The organism is Moorena bouillonii PNG (assembly GCF_001942495.1).
Classification (GTDB): domain Bacteria; phylum Cyanobacteriota; class Cyanobacteriia; order Cyanobacteriales; family Coleofasciculaceae; genus Moorena; species Moorena bouillonii.
Map to the genome: position 1 here is coordinate 2,336,370 of NZ_MKZS01000001.1, position 16,532 is coordinate 2,352,901.

The 16,532-nt window shown below is 43.6% G+C and carries 12 protein-coding genes, 1 tRNA gene and 1 pseudogene (1 of these 14 only partly in view); 2 read left to right on the forward strand and 12 right to left on the reverse strand.

The genetic code is table 11. The annotated features are described in order from the left end of the window. Both BJP37_RS09585 and BJP37_RS09590 read left to right on the forward strand, forming a co-directional pair. Positions 1 to 2,585: the 3' end of a non-ribosomal peptide synthetase gene (locus BJP37_RS09585; protein ID WP_075898318.1), read on the forward strand. The gene continues 8,875 nt to the left of window position 1, outside the view; the window shows 2,585 of its 11,460 coding nt (coding positions 8,876–11,460); its start codon lies beyond the left edge, outside the window; its stop codon occupies positions 2,583 to 2,585. 110 nt (positions 2,586 to 2,695) lie between these two features. Next, positions 2,696 to 4,027, forward strand: a complete 1,332-nt coding sequence (locus BJP37_RS09590) for a cytochrome P450 (protein WP_075898320.1) — start codon at positions 2,696 to 2,698, stop codon at positions 4,025 to 4,027. Positions 4,028 to 4,980: 953 nt separating this feature from the next. Here BJP37_RS09590 and ispE read toward each other — a convergent pair. The 12 genes and pseudogenes from ispE to BJP37_RS09655 form a co-directional block, all read right to left on the reverse strand. Beyond that, the gene (ispE, locus tag BJP37_RS09595) at positions 4,981 to 5,931 is read right to left on the reverse strand and encodes a 4-(cytidine 5'-diphospho)-2-C-methyl-D-erythritol kinase (protein ID WP_075898322.1); all 951 of its coding nucleotides are present in this window, start codon (positions 5,929 to 5,931) and stop codon (positions 4,981 to 4,983) included. Continuing rightward, positions 5,900 to 6,748, reverse strand: a complete 849-nt coding sequence (gene rsmA / locus BJP37_RS09600) for a 16S rRNA (adenine(1518)-N(6)/adenine(1519)-N(6))-dimethyltransferase RsmA (protein WP_075898324.1) — start codon at positions 6,746 to 6,748, stop codon at positions 5,900 to 5,902. Before rsmA ends, ispE begins: the two co-directional genes overlap by 32 nt. Positions 6,749 to 6,979: 231 nt before the next feature. Then, positions 6,980 to 7,945 (reverse strand): CBASS cGAMP-activated phospholipase, encoded by a 966-nt coding sequence (locus BJP37_RS09605; protein WP_075898326.1) that lies wholly within the window; start codon positions 7,943 to 7,945, stop codon positions 6,980 to 6,982. A 37-nt stretch (positions 7,946 to 7,982) separates the two neighbouring features. Continuing rightward, positions 7,983 to 8,348: a dihydroneopterin aldolase gene (gene folB / locus BJP37_RS09610; protein WP_075905935.1), complete on the reverse strand. Its 366-nt coding sequence runs from the start codon at positions 8,346 to 8,348 to the stop codon at positions 7,983 to 7,985. Between the two features lie 316 nt (positions 8,349 to 8,664). Then, positions 8,665 to 9,336, reverse strand: coding sequence for a glycerol-3-phosphate 1-O-acyltransferase PlsY (plsY, locus tag BJP37_RS09615; protein ID WP_075905937.1), 672 nt, complete (start codon positions 9,334 to 9,336; stop codon positions 8,665 to 8,667). A gap of 221 nt (positions 9,337 to 9,557) precedes the next feature. Next, complete coding sequence (locus tag BJP37_RS09620) at positions 9,558 to 10,799, reverse strand: DUF3086 domain-containing protein (protein ID WP_075898328.1); 1,242 nt, start codon at positions 10,797 to 10,799, stop codon at positions 9,558 to 9,560. Positions 10,800 to 10,868: 69 nt separating this feature from the next. Continuing rightward, positions 10,869 to 11,258 carry a DUF3119 family protein gene (locus BJP37_RS09625; protein WP_075898330.1) on the reverse strand — a complete coding sequence of 130 codons (390 nt, stop codon included), beginning with the start codon at positions 11,256 to 11,258 and terminating at the stop codon, positions 10,869 to 10,871. A 198-nt stretch (positions 11,259 to 11,456) separates the two neighbouring features. Further along, positions 11,457 to 11,543: transfer RNA gene (locus BJP37_RS09630), tRNA-Ser, on the reverse strand. A gap of 119 nt (positions 11,544 to 11,662) precedes the next feature. Then, on the reverse strand, positions 11,663 to 14,023 hold the full coding sequence (locus tag BJP37_RS09635; protein ID WP_075898332.1) for a ComEC/Rec2 family competence protein: 2,361 nt from the start codon (positions 14,021 to 14,023) through the stop codon (positions 11,663 to 11,665). Further along, positions 14,023 to 14,502, reverse strand: a complete 480-nt coding sequence (locus BJP37_RS09640; RefSeq protein WP_075898334.1) for a DUF4079 domain-containing protein — start codon at positions 14,500 to 14,502, stop codon at positions 14,023 to 14,025. The genes BJP37_RS09635 and BJP37_RS09640 overlap by 1 nt, the downstream gene beginning before the upstream one ends. Before the next feature lie 524 nt (positions 14,503 to 15,026). After that, positions 15,027 to 15,920, reverse strand: coding sequence for a hypothetical protein (locus tag BJP37_RS09650; protein WP_075898338.1), 894 nt, complete (start codon positions 15,918 to 15,920; stop codon positions 15,027 to 15,029). Positions 15,921 to 16,204: 284 nt separating this feature from the next. Next, positions 16,205 to 16,321, reverse strand: a pseudogene (locus tag BJP37_RS09655) (IS200/IS605 family transposase); the annotation flags it as partial. Between the last annotated feature and the right edge of the window lie 211 nt (positions 16,322 to 16,532).

Sequence of the window (16,532 nt, forward strand, 5' to 3'; positions counted from 1 at the left end):
GCTTAGGTGGAGCAACAGAAGCTTCAATTTGGTCGATTTATTATCCGATAGGAGAAGTTGACCCTAACTGGCGGAGTATTCCTTACGGGAAACCCCTTGGTAATCAAACCATGCATGTCCTGAATCAATGGATGGAACCTGCTCCGGTGTGGGTTCCAGGACAGATTTATATAGGTGGGCTGGGATTGGCACAAGGCTACTGGAAAGATGACGAAAAAACAGCCAAGCACTTTGTTCTTCATCCTCTGACCCAGGAGCGATTATACAAAACGGGAGATTTAGGACGCTATCTACCCGATGGAAATATTGAGTTCCTTGGCCGGGAAGATTTTCAGGTAAAAATTAATGGTTATCGAATTGAGTTGGGAGAAATTGAAGCAACACTAATGCGGAATTCCTTAGTGAATAAAGCTGTGGTGAATGCGATAGCTGACTCAAGAGACAGGAATAAAATTGTAGCTTATATTGTGCCCTCAGAAACGCAAGCAAAGTTGCCAGAAGCTTATTATCCTAGTGAAAAAGAGGGGATAATCACTGACCCAGTTGAACGAATTGAGTTTAAGCTCAAGCAACCTGGTCTAAGGAACCTGGAGTCAACGAATAAGGGTATAGATTTGCCTTTGGATATTGATGAGGAAGCCCTAACCCAAGCTTATTTCCAGCGACAAAGTTATCGACAGTTTCAACAGCAACCATTGGAGTTGCCAGAGTTTAGCCAGTTTTTAAGCTGCTTGCGTCAGTTAAGTTTAGCAAATAAACCGCTGCCGAAATATCTTTATCCTTCAGCAGGAAATCTTTATCCAGTCCAGACTTATCTGATGATAAAATCCGAAGGTTTAACTGGAGTTGAAGAAGGGATTTATTATTATTGTCCTCGACAACATCGCTTAGTTTTTCTCAGTACACTAATTAATGCTGAAGGAGATAAGATTTACGGAGGGAATCAGCCAATTTTTGAACAAGCTGCTTTTTCATTGTTTTTGATTGCCAAACTTGATGCGATCGCTCCCATGTATGGGGAATTAGCAGAAAGATTTTGCTTGCTGGAGGCTGGGCATATTGGGCAGTTGTTGATGACTAAGGCTCCTGAGTTTGGTATTGGTTTGTGTCCGATCGGGAATTTAGATTTCCAACAGATCGGCGATTTGTTTAAGCTAGACTCCCATCAAATGTTACTGTATAGCTTTGTAGGTGGAAAAATCGAGCCAGCCCAAGCTCAACAGTGGCTAACCTCTTCAGTCTCTCCTGCAAAATCCTCTGGTGATGCCGATCCGATTTCTCAGTTGCGCAAGCATCTACAATTGCACTTGCCCGACTATATGCTCCCAAGCAAGTTGATGTTACTCGATGCTCTACCGTTATCTGCGAATGGTAAGATTGACCGTCGGGCTCTCCCTGTGCCTGATAATCTCCACGATCTGGAGGAAGAAACCTTTGTGGCTCCTCGGGATCTTGTAGAACTAAAGCTCACCCAAATTTGGTCAGAGGTTCTTAATGTTTTCCCAGTGGGAGTCCAAAGTAACTTTTTCGACCTTGGGGGCGATTCTATTGTTGCCATTCGCTTGATGGCTCAAATTGAAGAGCAGTTTCAAAGAAATTTATCTTTAGCAACTTTATTTCAAGGTCAGACGATTGAGAAACTAGCAACAGTTCTCCGGGAGGAATCGGACCATATTTCTTGGTCTCCGCTAGTACCTATTCAAACTTCTGGTTATCAGCCTCCCTTCTTCTGCATAGCCGGAGGAGGGGGTAATGTTCTGTACTTTTATCATTTGTCGCGCTATTTAGGTCAAGAGCAACCGTTCTATGCTTTGCAAGCTGTTGGTCTTGATGGAGAATCAGAACCTTTTACGCGAGTCGAGGATATGGCGGCCCACTACATTGGATTAATAAAGTCCATTCAACCGGAAGGTCCATACTTTTTAGGGGGGCATTCCTTTGGTGGATTAGTGGCTTTTGAAGTCGCCCAGCAATTACAAAAGCACGGAAATGAGGTGGCTCTATTAGCTATTCTAGATATGCATGCACCAGATACGGAGCGACCAAAGCCTGGCAGCCATAAGCTAGATACAGATTGGGATAGCGCAAAAATGTTGACCAGCATTGCTAGCATATTTGGCCGTATGTTTGGAAAAAACATTGATGTATCATACGAGTTTCTCCAACAGCTGACTTTTGAGGAGCAATTAAATTATGTTAACGAGCGATTTCAAATGGTCAATATTTTCCCTCCTGAAACTGGAATTAAGCAAATTCGCGGTCTTATTCAAGTGGCTAGAGCAAGTCAAAATGCTTGCTACGTTCCACAGGAGGTTTATCCAACTCAGATTACTCTCTTTCGAGCTAGTGACGAAGTGCCGATAGAACTTGCTCCTAGCGTGGATATTTATAGGCTCCTTTACGACAGTAGAAAAAACGATCCAATGTGGGGATGGAGTGAGTTTTCTGCTGGAGAAGTAGAACTTCATCCTGTTCCAGGAGACCATCTGACAATTATGACAGAGCCATACATTGGTGCTCTAGCCGAAAAGTTAAAATCCTCCTTAGAAAAAGCACAAACAGCTAACCCTATGGGTCGTCCGTAGGCTTATTTTTAAGGCGGTGTTGTGGGGCAATCAGCACTCCACAACACCGTTAAATTTATCCCGGCTTAAGTTATAAACCCGTCCATAAATACAAAAATAGGAGAAAACTGATGAAATTTCCTGATGGCCCAAAAACCCCAGCCTTGCTACAGTCTATTAATCTCATAGTTAATCCTCTCAATTACTTAGAGGATTGTGCTAAACGCTATGGAGGTATCTTTACAATAGGTTTTTTGAACTATCCTCCAACGGTGGTTGTCAGTCATCCCCAAGGCATGAAGGAGCTATTTACAGCCAGCCTACAAACATTTAATACAGGGGAAGCTATGAAAGAGTTACCAGACACTTTTTCAGGTAAAACTGCACTACCTGCATTAGATGGCAATCCTCACAGACGTATAAAACAGATGTTAATCCCCGCTTTTCATGGCGAGCGGATGCGAGCTTATAGCCAGTTAATTTATGATATTACTAAGCAACAAATGACGCAGTGGAAAAAAGGAGAACAGTTTCACGTCCAGGGTTCGATGCAAGATATCTCACTGGAATTTATTATCCGTGCTATTTTTGGGGTAAATGAGGAAGCTCGCTTCCAACAGCTTAAGCAAACGTTGATTTCACTGCTGAATTCGATGAGTAGTCCTTTGACCTCTATCGTTTTGTACTTCCATACCCTACAACAGGATTGGGGGCCTTGGAGTTTATGGGGGCGTTTTGTACGCCTTCGCCAGCAGGTTGATGAAATAATTTATGGTGAAATTAAGCGACGTCGCGATAACCCAGCCTTGTTAGGTGAAGATATCCTTAGCTTAATGATAAGTGCTCGCGACGAGCAAGGCGAGCCGATGAAAGATGAGGAAATGCGTGACAATTTAATGATATTGTTAATAGGAGGTCATGAAACTACTTCTATCAGTATAACCTGGGCTTTGTACTGGATTCACCACTTACCAGAGGTGTATGAGAAGCTGATGGTTGAATTAGATACTCTTGGCGATAATCCAGATTCAAGTGCGATTACTAAGCTTCCATATTTGAATGCAGTCTGTCACGAGACCCTACGTATATACCCCCCCACTATTTTGGCAGCACATCGTGTTGCCCAAAAGCCTGTAGAAATTATGGGCTACCAATTTGAACCAGGTACATTCATTTTGCCTTGTATATATTTGACTCACAGGCAAGAAGATTTATATCCAGAACCGAATCATTTTAGACCAGAGCGTTTTTTGGAGCGACAGTTTTCTGCTTATGAATTTGTGGCTTTTGGTGGCGGAAGCCGTCGGTGCATTGGATATGCGTTGTCTTTGTTTGAAATGAAATTAATCCTGGCTAGGATTCTCACTAACGTAAAACTAGCCCTACCTGATAACTGTGTTGCTAAGCCTGTACGTAGCACTTTTACTGTTGCACCATCCCCAATATATCTCATTCCTGCCTAAAAGCTATTCTGAAAAACCTAGAATTAATAACGAATGGTACTGTAGATGGTGAGTGTCGGCTTTCAAAGTTTGATAACACAATCGTAAGTTTGATACCAAATCCGCTTGTCAAAACCCCTTTATGAATATCGACTAAATCTTTGTATGTCAGTAATGTAGGGCTATGCCGATAAGGGGGGTATGGGAAAAGGATTTGGTATGAGTCCTTATTATGGGACGATTACGGACGAGGTGCTCGCAGACTGAAAAAAGCATGTCAACAAATAGTTGATAGCGTACCAATTTTAGGAGGGAGATTGGTAAAGAAATTGTTTAGCCCCATAAAGGTTGTCTGTCAACCCAAAAAACATGGTATTGGTTTTATTGAGGTTGATCTAGGTAACCAGGAGATCAATCTTGATAACTTATTAGAGGCAAAAACCTATATAGGGTTTGCTGAAAAAGTCTTTTGGTATTGGTAGGAGTCAGGAGTTAGGAGTCAGGAGTTAGGAGAAATGGGAATTATATAGGAGGTAGTCGGAAGACTTGCCCCTTGATTTTTCTGCTCTTGTCTGCCCAAAAGCCTAAGTTATTGAGCTTTTTCGATCGATTTGCTGGCACTTTTTTGGACCCAAAAAGGCTAAAACCTTTATCTGTCAATGCTTTGAGAGTTAATCAGCCAGCCCTAAATAGTCATTGACACTCTGGTTAGTCATCTTAGACTCAGGAGTAACCACCATTTTTGAATTCAAAATGCCAAATTCAAAATTCAAAATGAATAGCTTGATAATTTTGAATTGTTGACACCGGATACAAGCCCCTATTTTTGAATTGGAGCGAAGCTATGTTTCAAACCCCCGAATTAATTCCTGGAGTATTTTTGAATTTTGAATTTATAATTTTGAATTGGAGCGCGTTAAGCAGCGGAGGCCGAAGGCCACGCTACGCGAACGGCTTGGCCGATAGCGTTTGACTCAAGGTGTTGACATGATCTGAATCCCCTGACTCGATAACTTGGTTACCCAAAACTCCAAATCTGGGTCAGTAATGTCAATGCTTACTTTCTGTTGAATTTCCTGGGCTTGCTCCTGGGACTCGCACAGGGCAAATACCGTCGGACCGGAACCAGACATCATGGTTCCTATCGCACCACTATTCTCAAAGGCTTTCCGTAGTTCCAAGACTTGGGGGTGATTGGGTAACACCACTTTTTCTAAATCATTGCGCAATAGTTTACCAATCTGTCCCCCATCCTTATTGAGGATTTCCTTAACTATTGGACCACTATGAAAACGATTAGCACGGGATTCTAAGTCCTCAGGCTCCCGGATATAGGTTTCCCCAAACTGATTTCGATAAGTCTGATAAGCCCAAGCAGTAGAAACCATGAGACTGCGGTATTTACCCAACACGACATATAGAGAATCTAGTCCCGGTAGGGCAGACAATCGCTCACCTCTCCCCAGAGCTAGAGCGGTGCCACCAGCAAGGCAAAACGGCACATCCGATCCAAGCTGTGCTGCCAATTGTTCTAATTCCGGGTGGGTTAATCCCAATTGCCACAACATATCGATTCCTACTAACACAGCCGCTGCATCCGTCGAGCCACCAGCTAGTCCAGCCGCTACAGGAATTCGCTTGTGGATAGTAATTTCCACACCACCCAAGTTAGCAAAACACTCAGGAAACTCCTCCCACATCAAGGCAGCTGCTTTATAAGCGAGGTTGCTTTCATCCGTTGGCACTTCCGGATGATTACAGTGGACTTTAATCTCCTGTGTACCAATGGCACGGATGTCGATTTGATCAGCTAATTCGATGCTTTGGAGAATCATTGCGAGTTCGTGATAACCATCACCCGCATCACCGAGGATTTCCAAATACAGATTGATTTTAGCTGGGGCATTTAGGGAGTATGAATGCATTCTTTATGGTGATCTGATTAGCTAGGGCTATCCACTGAGCAACACTAAGGTCTTCCGCTCGGGCTTGAGGGCTTATTTCTAATTGTTCCAGCAATTGGGTGATGCGATCGCGTTCGATTACAGATTTTAAATTATTGCGCAACATTTTTCGTTTGCTGCCAAAGCCCAGTTTCAATAGTGTCTCCAAGCATCTGGGGTCAGAAGCTGGTGGTTCAGCTAGGCTCGGATGTAACCGTACGACAGCGGAATCGACCTTGGGGGGAGGAGAGAATGCCGAGGCAGGTACATCGCAAATCAATTCACATTCGGCGAGATACTGCACCCGCACTGATAATGCCCCAAATGCTCTACAACTGGGCTTGGCATATAACCGCTGAGCGACTTCTTTTTGCACTAGCAGCACGATTAAATCCAACCCTGGCACAGCTGGCTGAGTAATAGTACCTAGCAACTTTTCCAGAATCGGACCGGTGATATTATATGGGATATTGGCAACAACTTTATTGGGTTGTTGGAAATTGGAAAAGTTAGCTAACAATGTATCTAACTCTAGGGATAGAAAGTCCCCTTGTAGCAGTAATAAATTATCTATCTTACCTAGTTTTTTCACTAATAATCGGCACAAGTCTCGATCAATTTCTACCGCCACTACAGACTGAACAAAAGGCAGTAACCGCTGGGTAAGAATGCCAGTACCCGGACCAATTTCTAGAATGCGATCGCTTTTTTGTAAATTAGCGGCTGTCACGATTTGGTTGAGTGCCTCCTCGCTACGCAGCCAATGTTGAGCAAATTTTTTACGAGCTTTTATGGTCATTGCCCAATTTTATAGCATTTCTGAATTCGGTACCCAATTGATAACTTAAGCGCGTAATTACCGATTAATGAAGTATAATACTGATGCTACTGTATAGGATATCAGAGCAAGTTTTCAATCACGTCTAATCGGTTTGATCTCATAAATGTTAGTGTTTAATTAACCAGTAACAAGTAACCAAGTTCCTTGAATTATCATTACTAAACCGACGAACAAGAGCTCAAAGGTTAATCAATTTATTTTCAGGAAGTTTTGGAACAAACCTTGGTTTTGCCAGGCGTAATTCTTGGCAACACGCTTTAACTTGGCAATATTGCTCCGAGTCGCATCATCCATTGCGTCACTAGTGATTTGCGGTTGTAGACGCAGGTAACGAGAAACTGTTGCATCCTCGGATTCTAAGCTACCCATCAACTCTTTGGTAATATACCGGTGAATGTCAGAAGGAGCATCAAATAGCACTTCAATCAATCGTCCTTGCCATCCCCATTGTCCCAATCCCCAGCCTTTAGCTTTTTCCCAAGGAATGGGGCGGTTGGATGCTCCTGTGCCAATGGAGATTATAGAAATTTCCTCAAGGGAATGATTTAAGCGGATCGCTTCAGCTAATGCACAGCTTGAGGGATTATTCGCCCCAACTCCACCATCAATTGCCGAGTAAGTCTTGCTTTGAGTCTTGAGCTGATGGGCTGGAAAATAGGTGGGGGCAGATGCGGAACAGACACAGGCTTCCCATAAGGGAACATCAAAATAATCTTTGTCTTCACGCCAGCTTTTAAAGACAATCGGCATGCGACTAATGGTGTCGTAGGCTGTGATCAACAGCCGAGGTGAATCGTAGATATCCGACAGTTTGGTCGTCCCAAACTGTTCTTTCATCACCTCAATTAACCCCTGATTGGAGTGTTTAGGAGCAGAAAGACCATACTGAAGGATAACCTTAAGCCGCTTTAGTGAAAAACGGCTGGTGTAGCGGAAAATCCTTTCCCCTTTCTGTTCATAAAGTCTAATCATCTCCCGACTGGGGATGCCAGTGGCAATCCCGGCAGCCAAGATTGAACCAGTGGAGGTACCTGCAATTAAATCAAAATACTTGTTGAGGGGCTGGTTAATCTCTTTCTCCAATTCCGCCAAGATTACTGCTGCGATAACGCCCCGAATACCACCGCCATCTAAGCTGAGTATGCGAAAAGTCATGATCCCCCTATAAACCCACGATGTTGAATTATTCGTCCTACCTATTGTGACGGCTTCTAGTCACTTCCAGGGTGATCTTACCTCCAAAATCCGGAATGGGGGCACCAGGTTTGCTTAACTGCACCTGGACTTGCTCCACCTTATCGAATTCTAGGATCGCATTAGCAATTTGAATTGCCAATTTTTCGATCAGGGCACATTTTGAGGTTTTAACCAAATTCTTGACAGTATCAATAGTTTGCCGATAATCCATGGTATCGCTAAGATCATCACTTTCTCCGGCAGTGCTTAGATCTAGCCACATGGTCAGGTCTACTTCAAACCACTGTCCTAGGGTTTGTTCTTCCGGTAGGTAGCCAATGTAGCCGTAGCAGCGAATATTGCTCAGTTTAATACAGTCCATCATCATGTAAAGTTTTCCCTCATGTATCTCCTATCACCAACGTAAACGATTGCGATTAGCGCTACTACTTTGGGCTAATCCCGTTCCAAATCTAATGTTTAAAAATGAGAATTACTGGAGTCTGTTACCAGAATTTTTGTCTCAATTCAACCCCTAGCATACAACGATATCTCTTGCTGTGCTTTCACCCTTCGTTCTCTTGGTGCGCGTTCACGCTTGTGGGGACACCCGACCGGGGTCGCACCGCTGCGTAAGTCCGCTCCTTTATTAGATTTCTAATCAAGCAATCCATGAAAGGGATTTGTGTTTAACAGTTCTAGTCTGTTCCAGTCTCTAAGGATACTGCTGGAGAAAGGGGTTTCCCGATTTGGGGTTCGGTACCTGTAAGTAGACGTTGGATGTTACTGCGGTGACGGATGATGACATATATGCCAGCAGCAATACCAAATAACTCATAGGCAAGAGGAGCTTTGGTAAGGTACATCAGTAGGGAAACAGCGATCGCACCAGCAATGGAACTGAGAGAGACAATACGAGAAATTGCCAAGACTACTGCAAATACACCTAAGGTTCCTAACCCTACAGGCCAAGACATGGTGAAGATAACACCTATACTGGTGGCAACGGATTTACCTCCGGTGAAGTTTAGCCAAATGGATTTACTATGACCAAAGATAGCAGCAAACGCAGCTAATGCCACTAACCAGGGTTGCCAGGTTTCAGGCAGTAGGGAAACTTCTGTCAGGGTATAAAAGCCATTGACTAGACTAATAGCCGCTACTCCTTTCAAGGCATCAATCAGTAATACCACCACTGCTGGTCCTTTGCCCACAGTTCTCAATATATTGGTGGCACCGGTTGATCCAGAGCCATGCTCGCGAATATCAATATCTTTAAGCCAGCGTCCTGCTAGGTAACCAGTAGGCAGGGAACCTAATAAATAGGCTGAGATGACTAGTAGCCCACTCCAAGTTAAGTTAAGTACCATTGGTGTCATGTTGAAGATTGTGACAAGATCCGGCAAGAATTCCCCGATCACCACCGCGACGGGTAGCTTGGCTGTAACATTGCTAACTGTTTTGATGTAAAGCGCAAGTGGGGAAAACTCCCGTCGGAGCAACTACATCGCTTTTTCAGTTCGCTGAACCTCCGGAGTGGCAGCAGTTTTGCGCCTGTTTTGCTAAAATTCAATCCAGTAAACTAAGTAATTCAATAATCGTCATAGGTATACATCTGCCGAGGATCAGGTGCAAAAGCCAACCATAGGGGAAATTGCAATAATGAGAGACTGATTTTATCTTCGGTTTCGTCAACAATGATTAAGGCTAACTGATCCCGCTTGATCAGTCGTTCCGCTTTTTGAACCAGGGCTATTGGATCTTCAAATAAAACAACTCCCCGTTCTGGACCAAAATCACTGCGGGAGATTCCCAGACAGTCCTGTAATCCTCTGCGCCATTCTCCCAGTCGTTCTGGGGTGTTGGCAAGGACAAGAGTACGTAGGCGATTGTCATATAGTGTCCGCAACACGGATATAACCGCTGAGGCAATTAAAACATTTTGTAAGCGGCTGCCCATAGTTTGCAGCGCACCACGACCACCTTGGGAAAAAAACCACTGAGACACTTTTTCAGCGTGAATTGGCTCAAAGGTACGACGCAGTTGCCAGGGAGGACCATAATAATCTGGCATTTTGCGATATTGATCCAACAGCTGACGAATCTGTCGGACTTCGTCTTTAAAGGCTTGTTCGGCAAATTGTGGGTTGCCTCTGGTGGGGGGTGGTGGGGGGTCTTCTAATGCTGGCCGTGGTGTTTCGGTTGGCGGCTGGGAGAGTTCCAGTTGTTCAGCAGCAGCAGCTAGGTCTTGTAAGGAGCCAACCAAATAATCTTTAAAGCCTTGAACCCGAATGGCTAGCTCTTGAGATACACCCGCAAAACTGGTGCGCATTTCTTCACGAATGCGTTCCCGGCGGCGTTCTAATTGCTCAATAGAAATTTGCAACTTTTGCTTGCGTTGCTCCAGTTCGGTCAGACCTTCAAGTATCATCCGCTCCACAACTGCTTGGGTGGTTCCCAATTCCTTTGAAACCAGTGACTGTTCATGGTTTTGCAGATGGGCAATTCTCTGTCTCAACTCCTGTTCTTTTTGCTCAAGTTCAGCCACAGTTTGAGCTAAGCTAGCCATTTTTTTTGCTTGTTCTGAAGACTGCCCTAGTTTAATTTGACTTACTTTCTCCTCCTGCAACGGCTCACTTGACTGTGTTGCTTTAGCTTTGTCATGGTCTGATAGGGTCAGAGAAATGGGAGGAAGGTCGGGAGCTTGAGAGTTATCCCTAGGAGTAGCCCTATCCTGATTTGGCAAATTTGACTCCTGTGAATTATATAATCCCTTAACTGCTTGGTTTTTATCTTGCTCTTGTTCTGGGTTTTGTGGGTCTTCGGAATTCATTTAAACTGATTTCTTAATAACTTATTCACTAACTACCTAACCTCTACTCTATACTTTGAGGTAAGTCAGTTAGATTTTAGGGATGCGTTCTTCTAGGCAAGTTCGTAGCAGCTTTGGGTCAAAGAGAATTGGTAGAAAGTGAATGCTTTTGACTTCTGAGAAATAAAACAAAATCGGTACTGATGTCCAGAAGATTTCCCAATTTTGCCATTCCTGATAAGGAAAACGCCGGATCAGGGTCTCGGAGCGATAAATATCCAAGGCGGTTTCTGTAAATTGCAGGCGTATGGTTACGGCCTGAAACAACAAGAACAACCCAAACAATGCGATCGCTAAACTTACCCAGGGTTGTATGAGCACTATTGTCACTGCAGCAATAATCAACACTATAGGCAGTGTGTAGCTTGGGGAGAGTTCAACGGTTGATGTCGATTTTGGAGAATAATCAGCAGAAGTCACTTGGCTTAAATCCCGAGCTGATAAACTTGAATGAATATCTGAATATAATCTAATTCTAAGCCTATATTCCCAACTTCTTCGATCTTCCCAACTTCTTCTATGGCATTTTATGGGATGACAGTTAGCTAATCTTACCTACTACCAGTATGTAGCACATGCCTGAGTAAGATTGACCAAAAATTAAGTTAAATCCCTGTACGGAGAGGGGGGGATTCGAACCCCCGATGGCTTTGACACCATAACAGATTTCGAGTCTGCCACCTTAAACCACTCGGACACCCCTCCATGATCTAATCAAGCCGCACCCCAGACTTCATCTGAAATTTGAACACAAAACCCTGGAATTTGTCAAGCCTTCCTTTTAAAACTCGCCTGTTGCTGGGTGGTCAATGATGGAATCACCATCAAGGAACATCAATGTCTATCTCAATATCTTCAACAGTAGTCTTAAAACCACCATCCGGTGTCCACTGGATAGCACCATCACGGCCTGTCCAATAGAGGGTCATCTTAGCATTGCGCATTAGCTTCGCCGTGTAGGAATCCACTACATTCGATGATGCGATCGCAATTTTTGGCTGCAGGGCATCGAGGAATTCTGGCCTCAGACTTTTTCCCGACCACCAAAGTACTTGTAGGTCAGGGAAACTGATGGTTTTGGCTAACTGTTTTTGGACGCCTGGTTTGATATCTCCTAGGAGTAACCAATTTTGGTCAATGATGCGCATTAGCAACACTGGTGGTTCAGTGTTGACTAATTCTATTGATGTAGAGCCAAAAGAGAGTATTTCACCCACTGGAATTGGTTGGTAGTTCGCCTCCCTAGAGGCTACTGCACTAGCGATAGAGTTACGGGTGACAATATCGTTCCAATTTTGAGCCTGAGACAATGGTGGTTGTAAATCAGTGTTATCGTAGAATGTCTCGATCGGCAAACTACCGAGAACCTGAACCCAACCACTTCTGAGTTGGGGCTGCTTGTCGAGAGCAACCGCCCAATTAATATGATTGATACCTTGCTTTTGCAGAAAAGGCAGCACTGTAAACCTGACTGTATCAGGGTTTCCACTATTGACCAAGGTTACTTGTCCCTGGTTTTGAATCACTAAAATTTGGTCATTTCCTGTAGCTAGCACTGTAACTTGAAACAATTTTGACGCTTGTTGCCATTGGGGCAATACCACCACAGTGACAGCAACTAGACTAATCAGCCACCAACGAGGATGTAACCATTGAATCAAGCAAGCTAGAACAATTAGCCCGTATAGAAATAACAGTTGCCCTAGGGAAATCTTGCTCACCGCTACAGAACTGCCTGGCAACTGATTGAAAAATTGCACTAGTCCCATTAGTCCATGGGTTGGGTAATACAGTAACCAAGCCAGCCCACTTCCTGCTGTTGGCCAAATTAGTCCTGCCAAGGCGCTGACAATTCCACCCAAAGTGATAATAGAAATTAGGGGTGTAGCAATAACACTAAGTGGTATAGAGTAGGTGGCAACAACTTGAAAAACATAAAGTTGCAGGGGCAGAGTCCAAACTGCTGCTGCAATTGGCACAGCAACTAGGGATGCGATCGCAGGTGGCAACCAATCCAAACCTTGGATAATCCCTGATGCAGTTACTAGTAATCCTAGGGTGGCCAGAAAACTCAGCTGAAATCCCACATCCGAGATCCACAAAGGATTAAATAGGAGTAACAGTGTTGCTGCTAACAAGAGTGACCCTAAAGGCTTCACTTTCCGTGCCGTCACTAAAGCAATGAGGGCACCCAGCCCCATCAGAGCCGCCCGCATTACCGATGGCTGGAGTCCAGTTAATGCTACGTAAATTAACAGTACACTCAAGCTAATACTGAACTGCTTTCCTTTGGTTAAACCCCTGGTAAGGGCTAAGACAAAACCCAACAGCAAAGAGACATGGAATCCAGATGCTGCTAAGGTATACGCTAACCCAGCCTGAATAAATTGATCGCGGATATCGTAGGGCAAATCAACAGCACGACGTCCTAAAACCATTGAACTGATTAAAGGACCTGTGGGAGAGCCTAAAAAGCTAACTTGGGAACGGATAATACGTTGTCGCAGTCTCCACCATCCCCAGGGTTTGCCAATAGTTTCCTCATCAAAGTTTATTTGACGCCCACTCAAACCAGCAAAAGCCCCTTGACGAGCAAGATAGGCTCCAAAATCAAAGGCTCCCGGATTAGTCACTGGCTTGGGTTTATATAAAACCCCAGTTACGCTAATTATCTGACCTGGATATATCCCAGTTCCTTGAAGTAATGGCACAGTCACATACAACTTGCCTGTCACTCCTTGACTTATCGCTCCCCCATCTTCGCGACTTTCAATTTCAGTTAACTGAGTAGTTTGTAACCAAAGTTGTGTACGCTGATTTCGGGTCAGGCGAGGCATACTCTCCACTTTGCCTTCAACCTTAAACACTTGCTCTGGCGCAATAGTATTGCTTGAGGGGACATATTCGCTAATATCATTCAGTTCTGGTTGTGGTACCCGCAATTGAAAATAGACCACCGCCAAGGCCGAGATTAGTCCTGCTGCTACCCATAATCTTGGTTTTGGTCCTGTGCGCCAGAACCTGGGGAATGCGATCGCAGCCACTATCCCTGTGACAACGAATCCTGTTACCAAAGCTCTGTACTCTTGCCAGGGAATCTCACCAGTCGGTAAGTTGAGAATCCCTGTAGAAAGTAAGCCGAGAATATAAGCAAGACTTATTACTGTACCACTGGCAGGCTTCATCAGATCGATAAACCTAGCTTTAAGCCCAAAACGACATGAAGCAAGAGCAGGCAAAGTGCCGTACTTCCTAAGTAGGCATGAACGCTACGGATCAATGCTTTGTTCCCGCCAAAGCCAGTCAAGGCAATCACCCCATTAGCAGCCAGCAAAATCACTACGATGGATCCTGTCCAAAAGTGGGGGCTTTCGAGAATTGGCTGATACTGCATTACCAGAGACAACACCCCACCCGTGTAGCCACCTGCGATAAAAATGAACATCCAGGGTGCTATTTTGCGATGATCACTGCGACTCTGTAGTGCTATTTCAGGATCAGATACTACTCGGCCACGCCATCCTGCTATTCCCACAAAGCTACCCATAATCAATACCACAATTCCCATCATCAATGGGTGTCCCCAATGCACCACTGGCTCAGGAATACCTAAAATCCTAAATTGGTTAGCAATTGGTTCTAACAGCTGACTGAAATTTCCCACCGGTGTAAAACTATCCTCTCGATTAAGGTTGACCTAGCTTAAGTAACCATCTTTGTAGCATATTCAGAATTTGATTGGGCAAGAAACTCTCAACATGCCCAGATAGTGATGTTTAGATTCCTTGACACTTGTCTCAAACGAGGAAACAGAAAATTCAAACACTCGCAGCTCAACGTGAACAAAGGCTCACACCAGATCCTAGAAGACTGGTATGAGCCTTTGCTTGTCCCTAGTGCCAAGGAGACGCAGGGCTTTAGCCCCAGGGCAAAGCCATCTAAATTTTTTTTGACAAATGACTAAGACTATGGATCGAATACTTGAAAGTACACCGCTAAGGGGATCTCCGAGAGATACCCATTTGTTAGAGGGCGATGCGGAATATCCGACACTACGGGAACGCTTACTAGCTGATTATTGAAAATAAATTAATCACCCACATTCCGCACCCCGCCACTGTCACTATTGTTTTTGATTAGGATTACCCTGGCCAATTTAAAACTGGTATATATCAAAATTAGTATTTACTAATTTTTTCCTGTCGCTAAGGTAGCTTTGTAGTTTTTTTTAGCAATGCCTTTACTATAGACAAGCCAGGTAAAGATGACTAATCCAGCTTCGGTTCCTACTAAATCGTGAAGGATATGAAATAAAGCATTAAAAGTCACTTGTGGATCAGTATAGGGATTCCCTCCAAACTTATCTAGAAGAAACACAAAGGTTAAATTGACTCCAACGGAGAAAATGGGGAAAAGAATAATTTTCCAATCTTGAAGTATCTTATAGCCTCGATAAGTCAATACACCCAAAACTAGAGTAAGTGCAATATAAATAGGAATCTTAAAATTATCGTTACCGGCTTGATAACCTAAAGGGTACAAAATTGAAACAACTAAAAGACTGATGGCAAACACAATATTAATCAAATTGGTGATTATAGTAGTTTTCTCTACTAACCCATCCGCCCACAGCGCAAATGCTGAAATCAAGAAAAAGTAAAACATGAAATTCAGCATCGTAAAATCGTTTTGATAATACCAGCATTGGGTGACGTGCCAACCAATTTCTGAAGCGATCGCCACCATCACAAAAGCTAGACCCAGTTGGGATGCAAAAATACTTCTCGATGGCAGTCCTAAGTTTTTTAAGCTGTTGTAAAAAATTCTCATCGCCAGAGGGATGATGGCAAAAACCAGCACGTGGGTGATAATTAATCCCAGTTTCCAACCATCGACTATACAGGTTCTAGAGGGGTCTGTCGGGGATTCTGCGATTCCAGGCAATGTGGCGAGAATATAGCCAAATCCAGCTAAACCAATTAAGAAGCAGAGTGCAGTAAACCCTAAGTTGGTAGTAAAAATTTTGCCATCGTTATTTTCTTCAAGAGCTTCCTGGGATTTAGTAAATTGCTTTGAAGACATTCAAAAGCTCCTTAAGCTCATAGACTACTTAAAAAAATCACCGAAATCGCCGAAATACGATTCTACCCACAGCCTGATACATAGTAGTAATTATCTCATAAAAACTATTCCTTGAATCGAATAGTTAAGATAAATTTTAGGTTATCATTAATAAACGTTAAGTAAGCATCAAATTTATGATGATTACGTTACATATCTTTGTTAATATATAGATTGCTTTACAAGTGTGATGGCTAAAGCCCCTGTACTTTAGTCGGGGGATATAGGCGAACAGATGAATTGATTCATCCGTGATGCGGGTCGTTAATGTACGCTAATACTTTCTGAGTGCTAATCTTGCCAGTGGTGTCAAACATATACGAAGGTGTCCATAAACTTGGCAATCTCAACAGGTCTGGAAATTATTGTCTAAGCAATAATGATCTTCGTAATTGGTTTGTTCATTGCTGTTACTATACCTCACGCTTACTAGGAAACGCTATAGTATGAAGCAAAAATTATCCCCAAAATTGACCTTAATCGCCGCTTATTGCATCAGCCTATTTGAGTTTTCTACCCTGGGGGGGCGACAAGCGCCCTGTAACCCTTGATATATCTTAAATTGACCAAATT